The organism is Sulfurospirillum sp. HTRB-L1 (genome assembly GCF_059415125.1).
On sequence record NZ_JCAHZR010000004.1, the window covers coordinates 146,641 to 160,307 of the forward strand.

Annotated in this window: 13 protein-coding genes; 12 read left to right on the top strand and 1 reads right to left on the bottom strand. The window is 44.7% G+C overall.

What is annotated here, in order from left to right:
* Nucleotides 1–21: 21 nt before the first annotated feature.
* The 12 genes from pseB to AC5SLM_RS08535 all read left to right on the top strand — a co-directional run bounded on the left by pseB (nucleotide 22) and on the right by AC5SLM_RS08535 (nucleotide 12,941).
* On the top strand, nucleotides 22–1,014 hold the full coding sequence (pseB, locus tag AC5SLM_RS08480; RefSeq protein WP_495250517.1) for a UDP-N-acetylglucosamine 4,6-dehydratase (inverting): 993 nt from the start codon (nucleotides 22–24) through the stop codon (nucleotides 1,012–1,014).
* Nucleotides 1,011–2,135 (top strand): UDP-4-amino-4,6-dideoxy-N-acetyl-beta-L-altrosamine transaminase, encoded by a 1,125-nt coding sequence (pseC, locus tag AC5SLM_RS08485; protein WP_495250518.1) that lies wholly within the window; start codon nucleotides 1,011–1,013, stop codon nucleotides 2,133–2,135. Before pseB ends, pseC begins: the two co-directional genes overlap by 4 nt.
* Complete coding sequence (pseF, locus tag AC5SLM_RS08490) at nucleotides 2,132–2,821, top strand: pseudaminic acid cytidylyltransferase (protein ID WP_495250519.1); 690 nt, start codon at nucleotides 2,132–2,134, stop codon at nucleotides 2,819–2,821. Before pseC ends, pseF begins: the two co-directional genes overlap by 4 nt.
* Nucleotides 2,799–3,677 (top strand): UDP-2,4-diacetamido-2,4,6-trideoxy-beta-L-altropyranose hydrolase, encoded by an 879-nt coding sequence (pseG, locus tag AC5SLM_RS08495; protein WP_495250520.1) that lies wholly within the window; start codon nucleotides 2,799–2,801, stop codon nucleotides 3,675–3,677. Before pseF ends, pseG begins: the two co-directional genes overlap by 23 nt.
* Nucleotides 3,658–4,698, top strand: a complete 1,041-nt coding sequence (pseI, locus tag AC5SLM_RS08500; protein WP_495250521.1) for a pseudaminic acid synthase — start codon at nucleotides 3,658–3,660, stop codon at nucleotides 4,696–4,698. Before pseG ends, pseI begins: the two co-directional genes overlap by 20 nt.
* A complete protein-coding gene (locus tag AC5SLM_RS08505) occupies nucleotides 4,691–5,611 on the top strand; it encodes an ATP-grasp domain-containing protein (RefSeq protein ID WP_495250522.1) in 921 nt (306 codons plus the stop codon). Before pseI ends, AC5SLM_RS08505 begins: the two co-directional genes overlap by 8 nt.
* Complete coding sequence (locus AC5SLM_RS08510; protein ID WP_495250523.1) at nucleotides 5,605–6,270, top strand: HAD family hydrolase; 666 nt, start codon at nucleotides 5,605–5,607, stop codon at nucleotides 6,268–6,270. The genes AC5SLM_RS08505 and AC5SLM_RS08510 overlap by 7 nt, the downstream gene beginning before the upstream one ends.
* Before the next feature lie 66 nt (nucleotides 6,271–6,336).
* Nucleotides 6,337–7,545 (top strand): ATP-binding protein, encoded by a 1,209-nt coding sequence (locus AC5SLM_RS08515; RefSeq protein WP_495250524.1) that lies wholly within the window; start codon nucleotides 6,337–6,339, stop codon nucleotides 7,543–7,545.
* 56 nt (nucleotides 7,546–7,601) lie between these two features.
* A complete protein-coding gene (gene tagD, locus AC5SLM_RS08520) occupies nucleotides 7,602–8,024 on the top strand; it encodes a glycerol-3-phosphate cytidylyltransferase (protein WP_495250525.1) in 423 nt (140 codons plus the stop codon).
* Nucleotides 8,025–8,079: 55 nt separating this feature from the next.
* On the top strand, nucleotides 8,080–9,435 hold the full coding sequence (locus tag AC5SLM_RS08525; RefSeq protein WP_495250526.1) for a CDP-glycerol glycerophosphotransferase family protein: 1,356 nt from the start codon (nucleotides 8,080–8,082) through the stop codon (nucleotides 9,433–9,435).
* Nucleotides 9,436–9,438: 3 nt separating this feature from the next.
* Nucleotides 9,439–11,733, top strand: coding sequence for an HAD family hydrolase (locus tag AC5SLM_RS08530; RefSeq protein WP_495250527.1), 2,295 nt, complete (start codon nucleotides 9,439–9,441; stop codon nucleotides 11,731–11,733).
* Nucleotides 11,734–11,744: 11 nt separating this feature from the next.
* On the top strand, nucleotides 11,745–12,941 hold the full coding sequence (locus tag AC5SLM_RS08535; protein ID WP_495250528.1) for a glycosyltransferase: 1,197 nt from the start codon (nucleotides 11,745–11,747) through the stop codon (nucleotides 12,939–12,941).
* Here AC5SLM_RS08535 and AC5SLM_RS08540 read toward each other — a convergent pair.
* Nucleotides 12,920–13,663 carry a class I SAM-dependent methyltransferase gene (locus tag AC5SLM_RS08540; protein ID WP_495250529.1) on the bottom strand — a complete coding sequence of 248 codons (744 nt, stop codon included), beginning with the start codon at nucleotides 13,661–13,663 and terminating at the stop codon, nucleotides 12,920–12,922. The genes AC5SLM_RS08535 and AC5SLM_RS08540 overlap by 22 nt on opposite strands.
* Nucleotides 13,664–13,667: the final 4 nt, after the last annotated feature.

Genomic DNA, 13,667 nt, shown 5'->3' on the forward strand with positions numbered 1-13,667 from the left:
CTTCGCGCAAGGATTACATCAGTGTTTAACGGTAAAAACATCCTCATCACCGGCGGAACAGGCAGTTTTGGCAACATGGCCACCCGCATGCTTCTTGCCTCTTACAAACCCAACAAAATCATCATCTACTCCCGCGACGAACTGAAACAATACGAGATGGCCCAACGTTTTAACGCCCCTTGTATGCGCTATTTCATCGGGGATGTGCGGGATGAAAAGCGCCTCCAAAAAGCCATGAATGGCGTGGATATTGTCATCCACGCCGCCGCACTCAAGCACGTTCCTATCGCCGAATACAACCCCATGGAGTGCATCAAAACCAACATCAATGGCGCGCAAAACGTCATCGATGCGGCACTGGACAATGGCGTGCAAAAAGTCATCGCCCTCTCCACCGACAAAGCGGCTAGCCCCATCAACCTCTACGGCGCTACCAAACTGGCCAGCGACAAGCTCTTTGTGGCGGCCAATAACATCAAGGGGAGTCAAGACACCCAGTTTTCCGTCGTGCGCTATGGCAATGTCATCGGCTCGCGCGGGTCTGTGGTGCCTTTTTTTAAGCAACTCATCAGTGAGGGCGCCACAAGTTTGCCCATCACCGATGGGCGCATGACGCGGTTTTGGATTACCTTGCCCCAAGGGGTCGAATTTGTTTTTAAAAGCTTTGCGCGCATGCATGGCGGGGAGATTTTCGTGCCCAAAATTCCTTCCATGAAAATCACCGATTTAGCCTACGCCATCGCGCCTCACCTTCCCACGCGCCTCATCGGGATTCGACCGGGGGAAAAACTGCACGAAGTGATGATTCCAAGCGATGATAGCCATTTGAGTTTGGAGTTTGACGACCATTTTATCATCCAACCTACCATTCGGTTTTCTAAAGCTGTTGACTTTACGCGTAACGTCCTTGGGGAAAAAGGCAAGGAAGTGCCTCTTGGGTTTGAGTACAACTCCCACGCCAACACCCACTGGCTAGGCGCTAGGGAACTGCTTGGGATGATTGAAGCGCTATGATTCCTTACTCCTGCCAGCGGGTTGATGAGGACGATATTGCCGCGGTCGCACAGGCCCTTCGGGGGGATTTTCTCACCGGCGGAAGCACTGTGGAAGCCTTTGAAAACGCCTTGGCGGAGTACTTACATGTAAAGCATGTGGTGGTGGTAAATTCCGCGACTTCGGCCTTACATGTAGCGTATCGGTGCATTGGTTTAAGCGAAGGAGATGCACTCATTACCACACCCATCACCTTTGCCGCGACCGCTAACGCCGCGCTCATGTGCGGAGCGACGCCTGTTTTTTGCGATGTAAAATACGATGGCAACATGGATGAGCGCAAACTCGAAAGCCTCATCACCCCCAAGACAAAAGCCATCGTACCGGTGGATTTTGGCGGAAACCCTGTAGAGATTCATGCCATCAAAGCCTTGTGCGACACCCACGGACTCTTTCTCATCGAAGATGCTTCCCATGCCCTAGGCAGCCAAATCAACGGCGAAAAAGTAGGCGGCATAGCCCACATGAGCATTTTTTCCTTTCATGCCATCAAACCCATCACCACTTGCGGTGAAGGCGGAGCGATTGCCACCAACGACACCGCTTTGTACGAAAAAGCCAAAAAACTCCGAAGCCACGGAATTGTGAAAAAGGCGTTGTGGAACTCGGACATGGAGGAGCTTGGGTACAACTATCGCCTCAGCGACGTGGCGTGCGCCATGGGGCTGAGTCAACTGAAAAAACTGGAGAGTTTTATCGCCAAACGCATGCAGATTGCCGCCTTTTATGACGAAAGATTTGCGGGACATCCTGATGTTTTTCCCATCACGCCACCTTTACATGTAAAGAGTGCAAGGCATCTGTATCCTGTTCTTTTAGACCGCTCACTGTGGTGCGCCAAAGAGGATATTTTTAACGCCTTACATGCAAGAGGCATTGGTGTGCAAGTGCATTACAAACCCATCTACCAGTTTAGTTATTACAAAGCCCATTTTGGCGAACAGCGCCTGCCCAATGCGGAAGAGTTTTACCGTGCCGAACTTTCACTGCCGTGCCATCAAGGGATGAGCGCGGATGACGCGAGCTTTGTGGCAAAAGCGTTTTTGGACGTGTTGGATGAGGTAAAAGGCTGCAAGGCATGAACATCGCCATCATCCCCGCGCGCGGTGGGAGTAAGCGGATACCTCGCAAAAATATCAAGCCTTTTTGCGGTAAACCGCTCATCGCTTACAGCATTGATGTGGCGCGAGAAAGTGGGTTGTTTGGGCGCATTGTTGTCAGTACCGATGATGAAGAAATCGCCCAAGTGGCAAAGGCACATGGCGCCGAGGTTTTGATGCGTCCCTATGCGCTTGCCGATGATTTCACTGGCACCACACCTGTGGTGGCCCACGCGCTTACATGTATGGATTTGGACACAGTGGAAGCGGCGTGTTGTATCTACGCCACGGCGCCTTTTTTACAAGCCCATTATTTGCAAAGGGGGTTTGAAAAACTCCTTACATGTAAGGCGGACTTTGCCTTTAGTGCCACCACCTTTGCTTACCCCATCCAAAGGGCTTTAAAACGCAGCGGCGCGGGCGTAGAGATGTTTTACCCCCAACATGCTAGCACTAGAAGCCAAGATTTGGAAGAAGCCTACCATGATGCAGGGCAGTTTTATTGGGCGAGGCCACAGACGTGGCTTGCGCAAAAAGCGGTTTTTTCACCCCAAAGTGTGATGGTAGAGTTGCCTCGTCACTTGGTGCAAGACATCGACACCATGGAAGATTGGACGCGAGCGGAGCTGATGTATAAGGCATGGCGTGAGCATTCTCTTTCGGTGTGATAGTTCGAGTGCTCTTGGGCTTGGGCATGTGATGCGCTCTTTGGTGCTTGCCAAGGAGTTTGGAGATGGAGTGGTGCATTTTGCGTGTCAAGCCCTTGAGGGCAGTATGAACGACCGCATCCCCTACCCTGTTCATGTAGTCCCCTCTAATGAACCTGAAGAAATTATAAAACTTATTTTCTCTTTACATGTAAAGATGCTAATCATCGACCATTACGGCATTGGCTATGAAACTGAAAAATATATAAAAGAAAAAACAGGGGTGAAACTCTTTGTGCTTGATGACAATTATGCAAGGCACTATTGCGACATTTTGCGCAATCCCAACCTTTATGCCGATGCTTCGCGCTACGAAGGTTTGGTGCCAAGCCACTGCGAACTTCAGTGTGGCATCCCCCTCATTCGCGAAGAATTTCACCGTGAAAAAAAAATAAAACGAGAGAAAATCAGTGACATTTTTCTTGCCATGGGCGGTGCAGACACGGCGAACCTGAATATTTCCATCCTTGACGCCCTGCCAGAAACCTTACATGTAAGCGTACTCACCACAAGTGCGAACAAAAACCTCGCCACTCTTGAAGCCTTTGTCAACAACAAGTCCAACATCGCCTTACATGTAAACGCCAACGAAGTCGCCAAACTCCTCCACCAAAGCCGTTTTGCCATCATCTCCGCTAGCACCCTTGCCCATGAAGTGCTCTTTATGGACATGCCATTTTTGGCCATTAAAACCGCGGACAATCAGGCCGATATGGTAACATACCTCCAAACGCAAGGCCACCCCACCATGCAAGCATGGGACGAAGTGCTGTTTGACCAAACCTTAAGGAGCATTTTTGCGCATCGGGACCTTTGATTTTGCGACCCAAAAAACCTTCATCATCGCCGAGCTTTCCGCCAACCACAACGGTTCTCTTGATTTAGCCCTCCAAACCATCCACGCCGCCGCGCGCGCAGGGGCAGATGCCATCAAGCTTCAAACCTACACCGCCGACACCATCACCCTAGATGCCCAGACGCCCGATTTTCGCATCGAAGGAGGCACGCTTTGGGACGGACAAAGCTTGCACGCCTTGTATCAAAAAGCCTACACGCCCTGGGAATGGCACGCCGAACTTTTTGCTACTGCCAAAGAGGCGGGGTTGCTCTGCTTTTCTAGCCCATTTGATGGCAGTGCGGTGGAGTTTTTGGAGCAATTTGACCCGCCCGCGTACAAAATCGCCAGTTTTGAAGTGACCGACCACGCTTTAATAGAGCAATGTTTGCGCACCGGCAAACCGCTCATCCTTTCCACGGGCATCGCCACCGAAGAGGAGCTAGACGAAGTGGTCGCCTTGGCACGAAAGGTTGGCAATGAACAGCTTATTTTCCTACACTGTGTCTCCGCCTACCCCGCACCTCTTGAGCGGGCCAATCTCACCACTCTTGCCAAAATCCCCGAACGCTTTGGCGTCCTAGCGGGATTTTCTGACCACACCCTTGGCATCACCGCGCCTGTTGCTGCGGTGGCACTGGGCGCGCGCGTCATCGAGAAGCATTTCATCCTAGACAGTTCCATTCCCAGTCCCGACCACGCCTTTTCCCTAGACGAACACGCCTTTGGCGCCATGGTCACTTCTGTGCGCCAGTGCGAAGCGTTGCTAGGAAAACCCAGCTTTGCCATGGACGCATACAAAGAAAAAAACCGCCGTTTTGCACGAAGTCTGTACGTGAGCGCGCCCATTAAAGCGGGCGAGTGTCTCACAACAGCCAACATCAAAAGCGTGCGTCCAGGCTACGGACTCCACCCGCGCCACCTGCCTCAAGTTCTTGGTAAACGCGCCGCACGAGACTTGCAAAAAGGGGAGCGTTTGCGTTTAGAGGATTTACATGTATAACGTCCTTGCCACGAGCATTGGGGCAAAATTTCCCTTGCTTACTACCCTCAAAAGCGCCCTTGGTGTGCTTGGAGAAAAGGCAAAACTTTTTGGGGCGGATGCGAACCCTGAGTGCCTTGGGCGCTACGGCGTGGATGGTTTTTGGGCCATGCCGCCACTAACATCATGCACTGCCCACACGTTTATTTCCTACTGCAAAGACCAAGGCATCGGCGCCATCATCCCTACGCGTGATGAGGACGTGTACTTTTTTGCCCGCCACAAAGAGGCTTTTGATGAGGCTAAGATTGCCCTTTTTTGTGCGCCGCTTGAAGCAGTGAAAGCGTGTCAAGACAAGCTTTTTTTTGCCAGCACACATCCGTTGGCCATCCCTGCAAGTACTGACATCACCACCCTTAGTACTTCCCGTTTTGTGGTCAAAGAGCGCTTTGGCGCAGGCAGTCGCGCCATGCTGCTAGACGCTACCAAAACAGAAGCTCTAGATTTTGCCAAAACCCTCTCCTCCCCCTTGTTTCAACCCTTTATCCAAGGCCAAGAATTTAGCGTAGACGGGTATGTCAATGGCAAAGGTGAATGGGTCGGAGGTGTGGCTAGAGCGCGCTTACATGTAAAGCATGGCGAAGCCAAACTCACCGCTTATGTGGACGCTCCCGCACTTTTGGAAGCCACCAAAACCCTTGCCCAATCCTTACATGTAAAGGGCCATTTGGTCGCCCAGTTTTTGCAAAACGACCAAGGCATCCACCTCATCGAATGCAACGCGCGTTTTGGCGGAGCTAGCACCCTCTCCTATGCCATGGGTTTGCGCAGTTTTGAGTGGTTTTTTAAAGAACTTTTAGGGGAATCTTACGTGTTTGTTCTGGACACCTCAGTGACCCATCAGCTGCGCGTCGAACAGGATGTGCGATGGTAAAGGTTGTCGTGTTTGACATGGATGACACGTTGTACCATGAGCACAGTTATGTTTCAAGCGGGTTTTTGGCCGTGGATGGGTTTTTGTGTGGGCGTCTTGGCACACCAAAGGGCGCGGTAGCTAAAGCGTGTGAGGAGATACTCGCGCAACAGGGGCGCGGGAAGGTCTTTGATGCGGCATTAAGCGCTTTTGGGATGTACTCCAAAACCTTGGTGCGCCGCTGTTTGCACGCGTACCGCCACCACACTCCCGCTATCTCTTTGTTTCCCGATGCAACGGCGTGTCTGGAACACTTAAAAGCGTTACATGTAAAGCTGTATGTGGTCACTGATGGACACAAGATAGTCCAAGCCAACAAGGCCAACGCATTGGGGCTTGCGCGGTGGATGGAGCATGTGTTCATCACCCACCGCCATGGCACACTGCACGCCAAACCTTCGCCTTACTGTTTTGAAAAAATCTGCGCGCGCGAGGGGGTCGCTCCCCATGAGGTGCTCTACGTGGGAGACAATCCGCACAAAGACTTTGTAGGCATCAAACCCTTGGGGTTTGGGACCGTGCGCGTGATGCGCGGGATGTTTGCGGAAGTTGAAAAAGAAGCAGCGTATGAAGCAAAGCGGAGGATTGAGACGCTGGAGGAGCTGCTAAAGATTTTATAATTAGGGATTGTGTTCCTTATTTATATATTGTATAATGGTAATGAAATACTTAATATGGAGTAGCCTGTGCTAGAAAAATTGCAGATTGAGTCTAAAAAATTTTTATTGCGCAACAACCACACATACCAACGCTATTTCATTAAAGAAGGCAAAATCAAACATCGCTTGAGCATCATAGTAGGGCAAAGAGGCATTGGTAAAACAACGACTATTGCCCAGTATATGCACTTGCATCAAGAGATGCAATCTTTGTATGTCAGCATGGATAGCTTTTTGGTGGGTGAGCTTAGCATGTATGCGATTGCAGAAGATTTTGAGATGCAAGGCGGAAAACTTCTTTGTTTTGATGAGATTCACAAGTACAGCAACTGGTCGCAAGAACTCAAGACCATATACGACACCTTTCCAGCACTCCAAATCGTTGCATCGGGGAGCTCAGCGCTAGAAATCAGCAAGGGAAGCCATGACTTAAGCAGGCGCGCGCATACCCTAAAAATGCTAGGCATGAGTTTTAGAGAATACTTGGAGCTCACACTGGACATAGCACTACCAAAACATCCACTTGAAAATATCTTAAGCAGCCATCAAGATTTGGCTTTTGACATCGTTGCAAAACTACAGCAAAAGGAGCAAAAAATCCTCCCTTTGTTTAAACGGTATTTGAAAATAGGCTATTATCCTTATTCTTTAGAGCTCGAGAATGACGATATCTTTTTTGAGTTGCTTGCGCAAAATATCAATGTTTCCATCTCAAATGATTTGTTATTTATCTATCCATCGCTTGATGGGAATAGCATCAAGAAGATGCGACTTCTGTTAAGTGTCATCATGGAAAGCGTGCCTTTTGTCCCCGTTATCGAAAAACTAAAGACACTTCTTGAGATTGGGGACGGAAGAACCCTTAAAGATTATTTTCTCAAACTCGAAGACGCAGGGATACTGAAGCTCTTGATGAAAGCTTCTTCAAAGGGCTTAAATCAGCTTGAAAAACCAGAAAAAATCTATCTGGACAATACCAATTTGCTCCATATCACAAACGCTTCCGTGGGCACCATCAGGGAGACATTTTTTTTAAACGCCCTACAGCAACACAATGTTACCTACCCTTCAAAGGGAGATTTTCTAGTAGACAACAAACACTTATTTGAAGTGGGTGGAAAAAACAAAGGATTTGAGCAGATAAAAAACATCCCAAACTCTCATGTGGCCTTCGACGATGCAGAGATAGGATATGGCGCTAAAATTCCCCTTTGGCTTTTTGGGTTTTTGTATTGAAAGAAGGAAAAACAATAAGGCACTCTAGCGAAAAAATAAAGCAAAAAAGGTGTGTTTTGAAAACTAAAAAAACCATCCTCACCTACGGCACTTTTGATATGTTTCACATAGGCCATTTGCGCTTGCTGGAACGCTTAAGCACCTTGGGAGATAGGCTCATCGTTGGAGTTTCTACCGATGAGTTCAATGCCATAAAAGGCAAAAAAACACTCATTCCCTACGAGCAACGCGCCCAAATCGTGGGGGCCATTAAAGGTGTGGATTTGGTCATTCCTGAAAACACGTGGGAGCAAAAGCCTCACGACATCAGAGACTATCATGTAGATGCCTTTGCTATGGGCGATGACTGGGCGGGAAAATTTGATTTTTTAAAAGAGTATTGTGAGGTCATTTACCTGCCGCGCACTGAGGATATCTCCTCAACAGAGCTAAAAAAGGCCTTGGATGCGTTTTTACTGGAGAATTCTATTGAGCTTTGAGGCATTATTGGGCAGTAAACGCTACTACATAACTCCCCACACCCCAAAAACAACCATGCTGCAAAAAGAGGTGCAAAAATATGGCACGTTTCTTGGATTTATTGATAGTAATAAAAAGGCTGATGGTATTTTTGCTCCTTCTCAGATACAAGAACCTTATGATTGCATCCTTATCTATTCGCCAAACCATGACAGGGCTATTTATAAAAACTTAAAACAAATGTGTCCAAAAAAGAAGCTGCGTATTATCAAAGAAGATGGTGCGAAATACAAGATTTTAAACAAGCCGCCTTCACAATGTGTGGGTAATTTTATCTTTACATGTAAAGAGTTTTTTCTATCAGTTTGTGTGAAATATCATGATATGTTCACCAAAAGAGAGAAGGTTCTTTTTATCTCTAAATCCTTCGTGGGCTCAAACAACTATGCCTTGTTTGTTTACATGTACAAACAAGGTTTGCCTGTTTTTTTAGCGACAGACAATAAGGAGCAGGCCGAAACTCTAGCTGCACATGGTTTGCCCATTATGGAACTTGACTCATGGAAATTTTATGAACTTTTAGGAAAATCTGCGTGGATTATCCAAGACCAAGGCAATTGGAATGGGCCTTTTAAAAAACTCAGCGCGCGCCAAAAAACAGTGCAGCTTTGGCACGGGATTCCTCTCAAACGGCTTAATGTTTTGCGCACAACGGTTTATGATTTTCACATCTCGCCCTCACGCTATGTAAATGACACTGCTCTTTCCAAAGTCATTCAGGCAAAAGAGCATCTAAACCTTGGTTATCCACGTAATGATATGCTTTTCAAGGAGCATGATGTTTTGGACCTAGCTTTATGCGACAAGAAGCTCTATACTTTAGCCAAAGAGCGATTTGAAAATGGCAAAAAAGTCTTTGTTTATATGCCCACCCATAGAGAATCACTAGAGGATAACCTACCGCCTTTGGACTTCAGGGTTCTGGATGAAGCATTAGGCAAAATTGATGCGGTGATGATTCTCAAATTCCATGCTTTTGCCTTAGCCAAACTTGATGCCAGTCAGACCTACCAAAATCTCCACTTTCACAATGCCGCGGGAGATATTTACCCTATTTTGAAATACACTCATGTTTTAGTGACAGATTATTCATCGGTCTATTTTGATTTTTTGCTCTTGAACCGTCCTATCATTTTTTATGCGTATGATTTTGAAACCTACCATGCCAACATGGGGGGGTTTGTGTATGATTATGAAACTTATGCACCGGGTTTACATGTAAAGAATCAGGAAGAGTTGCATGAAGCACTATCTGGGGGAAAAGATGATTTTTGTCTAACTCGGGAAACGTTATGTAAAAAGTTGTTTGACAGCAGGGACGCAAAGAGCTCTTTGAAGATCTATCATTTTAAACAAACTATGACAGGATAAGAGATGTTGGAAAAAAACTTTGAAAAATATTTGAAAAATAGTGACATCAAAGTCATCTCTTTTGACATATTTGACACTCTTTTTTTCCGCACCTGTGGAAAAAAAGAGGAGGTTTTTTATCTTGTCGGGGAAACGCCTGAATCCAAAAGAATCTTTGATACCTCTTCGGCTTTTGCGCTTTACCGGCAAGAAGCTGAAAAAAATGCACGAAAAGAAAACGGAACCAAAGAAGAGATTACACTGGATGATATTTATGAAAAATTGCCCCTATCTCAAGAAGAAAGAAAAATCCTTAAGCAAATTGAGTTAGAAGTTGAGCAGTCCGTCCTCGCGCCAAACTTTCAGCTCGAATACTGGATAGATATGGCCCATGAGGCAGGAAAAACTGTCATTTGCATTTCAGATATGTACTTAAACAGCAAGCAAATCAACACTCTTGTTCTTTCAAAGCTCTCCAATGCCCACAAAATCCACACATGCTATCTCTCCTCGGAACACCGTAAAACAAAAGCTACGGGAAATCTTTTTTTGCATGTGATAGATGACCTAAGTATCTCGCCCCATGAGCTTTTACATGTAGGCGACAATGAGCGCTCTGATGTGGCTATTCCAAAAGCATTTGGCATACATACTCTTTACTATGGGCTCGATACACAGACCAAAAAAATGCTCTATCATGAAACAGCTTACATGCAGCAAGCACGACATAGAGGCCATCATGTGCGCACAGTGAGCTTGCTTGGCAACCCTTTTGAAAGCGGTAGTTTGGAAAATTTTTATTACCGTTTGGGTGCGGGTGTTTTTGGACCTGTGTTGTGGGAATTTAGTCATTGGCTAGCTCAGATTGTCGAACGCTTTGGACTAACATCGGTCTTCTTTATCATGCGCGAAGGGGGTATTTTTGCAAAATATTTTTCTATGCTTTATCCGAACATTGCGGCAAAATTACTTTACGCTTCACGCAAATCAACCCACTTTATGACCCTAAATCCAGAAGATATTGGCACACTCAATCCCAATACATTTCGCGGACTTAGCCTAAGAAATCTTTACGAAAACTTTTTTTTAGATTTTGACAAAAGCGAACTATGCGCCTATGGCGAAACACAGTTTGAATCTTTGGCGACCATCATCATAGGCGACAAAACTCTTTTGGAATTAGTCCAGAGTGAAATACTTGCACAGCAAGGCTTGGTAAAGCAAGTGCTTAACAACCAAAAGGAGTACTTGCAAGATTATCTAGAATCCTTACATGTAAATGATTCAAGCACTATGGTGGAGTTTGGAGGTGGTGGCACTGTGCTAAAACATTTGCACGACGTACTTCCAAAAGCAAAGCGTCCAAAAATCCTTATCTTGTTTTATCAAAGCATGCGTGGCTATCAAAATCTTGCAAATCATCATGTTTTGTCATTTTTGCCCTATTTGGACTCTGCGGCAAAAGTTATTGAAGAGTCAATAGCTAGAACACCTTATTTGATTGAGATTTTATTGAATGGAAACTTCCCCACAACAGTTGCCTACAAAAAAGAAAACTGTAGAACTACAGTAGAAACAAAACAGCCCCTATGTAACGCCGATACTCTAAATACCATTCAAAATTCGCTCCACAGAGGGATAAGTAATTTTTTCTTTATTTCAAAAAAGTACAACCTTTCAAATGAAGTATTTCACAGGGAGTATCTGGCACTTTTGATTGGAAGGATAATAAATCTTCCCACGCTTCAAGAGGTTAATTTTTTAGGTAAATTACAATACGAAGAAGGTCGCGGAAATGACACTTGTCACGATATTATTCCTTCTGGTGAATTAGAAAAAATAAGGAGTATTGGCAAGGATTCATTTTATCAACAATTTCTTAATTCACCACTCGCCAGTAGGTCAAGTTTCGCTTGGCCGCAAGGAGGACTGACTAGCATTCAAGAAGATTACTTGCTTCAATTTTACCATAGAAGCGCTAGTCCAAACAAAGCTGCTATTAATAGACTTTTGGAAAAAATAGACGCTTTGTCCATCACCTCACTTATGGCATACGGTGCTGGTGAATTTTTTAAAGAGCTTTTGCCATTTTTAAAAGAAAGAGGCATTGCAATAGAAGCTCTCATCGACTCTCGCGCCGAGATTAAGACTTTTGAAGTGGAGGGGCATCAGGTGGTTTCTTTGAAGAAGGCGCTGGAGGAAAAAAAAGAGTGTGCCATCGTGATTGCGAGTGGTGTCTACGCAAGCTCAATCCACCGCACAATCTTGCATTTTACCTCTACCAACAACATCAAGGCCACCATAGTGAGTTGCGACTAATGAGAATAGCAATGCTCAGCAAAGCGGACCGCACTGGCGGCGGAGCAAGCAAAGTTGCTGAAATGTTGACAGCAGAACTTAGAAAAAATAGGCATACAGTAGATCACTTTACTCGCAGCCCAAGCAAATACAACACAACAATTCCCCTCTATACGGCCTTTGAAAAAAAAATATACCATAGGTTATTGGATCTCGGGATTCAGGAATACTTCCCTTTTGAAAGAAAAGTTATAAAAAAGCATGATGCAATACAAGATTATGATCTCTTTCATTTTCATGATATCACGAGCGCTGTTTCACCACTGACAATCAAACACCTTTCCGACAAAGGGAAAAAAATAGTCTGGACTATTCATGACTGCTCCGTAGTTACTGGGGGGTGCCTTTATCCTCTTGATTGTAAAAAATACCTAAAAACCTGCAATGAATGCCCTCAGCTCAACTCATTTGGTCTTGGGCGTAATTTTGATTTAACTTTTCTTTTCCATAAAATAAAAAAGTATGTTTTAAAAAATAGTAATATTCATTTTATTGCTCCATCCAAATGGATAGCTGATTTAGTTTATGGAACTGGTTATATCAAAGACTACCCCAGCATTGTACACAATGGAATTGACACTGATGTCTTTCAGCCTTTTAGCAAGCAGGATAGCAGGAGGAAACTCAATCTTCCTTTGGATAGATTTATTGTCTTATTGTCATCAAGCAACCTTGGCAACAAATACAAAGGTATTCCTCACGCTATAGATATACTTAAAAAAATAAAAAAAATACAACCTCTAGTCCTCCTTGTCGGCAAAGAAGACAACCGCATTAAATCGTATCTAGAGGGCATCGATACTATTTTTACGGATTTCATAGGAAGCCAAAGTAATCTTAATACTCACTACAGTTCAGCAGATATTTTTTTAAACACTACTATAGCAGACAATCAACCATTGGTAGTTTTGGAAACCATGGCAAGCGGAACCCCAAATATTGGTTTTGCCACAGGCGGCATTCCTGAAATAGTTATTAGTAACAAAAATGGCTTTATTATCCAAAGCCATAATATTGACACTCTTGTAAATAAGATTTTTGAACTAAGACGTACACAACAACTCACAGACTGGGGAAGGAGTGCCAGAGAAAGCGTAGTACTAAACCACTCCAAGGAGACCTTTCTTGATCAACATATTAAACTGTATCAAAACCTAGTAATATTATAATGGATATCAAGCTGACAAAGATATTTTATCTCTTTTATGAAATCAATATTTTTGTATATTTTTGTTTCTGGGGACACATTTAAGTGCGTGTCTTCTTGGGCAATAACTGATATACAGTCTATAAGATTCGACTCTTCTTCCCAATTAATCAGCTCTTGCATAATGCATCTCAACCCTGTTTTTTTTGCAAGTTTTTGTACTTTTAAATAATCTACCGTATTGTCCCTAACATGAGATTTATATTCATTAAAAAAAGCCAGATTTGAATGATGAATAAAAGCAACTCCATTCTTTTTCAATTTTTTTGAAATCTCTCTTAAGTATGCTTCCATTGTTTCTATATTTACATGTACTAGTGAATCAAAAGAAAAGATAAGGTCTATAGAGTTATCTTCTATGTCCTCTAAGCTCTTTCCATCGTTGACATAATACTTAATGTGCTCATGTTCCACAAATCTCTCTTTACAATAATCGATACAGTTTTTGGAAATATCTACAATATGGAGAGTATCGACATAGTTAAGCAAAAATTGCGTCCACCTGCCTCTTCCAGGGGCAATTTCTAGTGCGCTAGGAGCAGGTAAAAAATTAATTAACCGCGGCAGTATTGTGCCGTACCACTGGGCCTGAGCGCTTCCCCAAGCCTTAGACCACTCATCACCATCCTGATGCCACCTGTACGTTTCATCATAAATTTTTAAATTTTCTTCAATTGTTGCCATGCAA

Excerpts from the sequence above, each read along its gene's own strand:
- pseC (WP_495250518.1), top strand. The coding sequence starts at position 1,011 with ATGATTCCTTACTCCTGCCAGCGGGTTGATGAGGACGATATTGCCGCG.
- pseF (WP_495250519.1), top strand. The coding sequence starts at position 2,132 with ATGAACATCGCCATCATCCCCGCGCGCGGTGGGAGTAAGCGGATACCT.
- AC5SLM_RS08505 (WP_495250522.1), top strand. The coding sequence starts at position 4,691 with ATGTATAACGTCCTTGCCACGAGCATTGGGGCAAAATTTCCCTTGCTT.
- AC5SLM_RS08510 (WP_495250523.1), top strand. The coding sequence starts at position 5,605 with ATGGTAAAGGTTGTCGTGTTTGACATGGATGACACGTTGTACCATGAG.
- AC5SLM_RS08525 (WP_495250526.1), top strand. The coding sequence starts at position 8,080 with ATGCTGCAAAAAGAGGTGCAAAAATATGGCACGTTTCTTGGATTTATT.
- AC5SLM_RS08530 (WP_495250527.1), top strand. The coding sequence starts at position 9,439 with ATGTTGGAAAAAAACTTTGAAAAATATTTGAAAAATAGTGACATCAAA.
- AC5SLM_RS08535 (WP_495250528.1), top strand. The coding sequence starts at position 11,745 with ATGCTCAGCAAAGCGGACCGCACTGGCGGCGGAGCAAGCAAAGTTGCT.
- AC5SLM_RS08540 (WP_495250529.1), bottom strand. The coding sequence starts at position 13,663 with ATGGCAACAATTGAAGAAAATTTAAAAATTTATGATGAAACGTACAGG.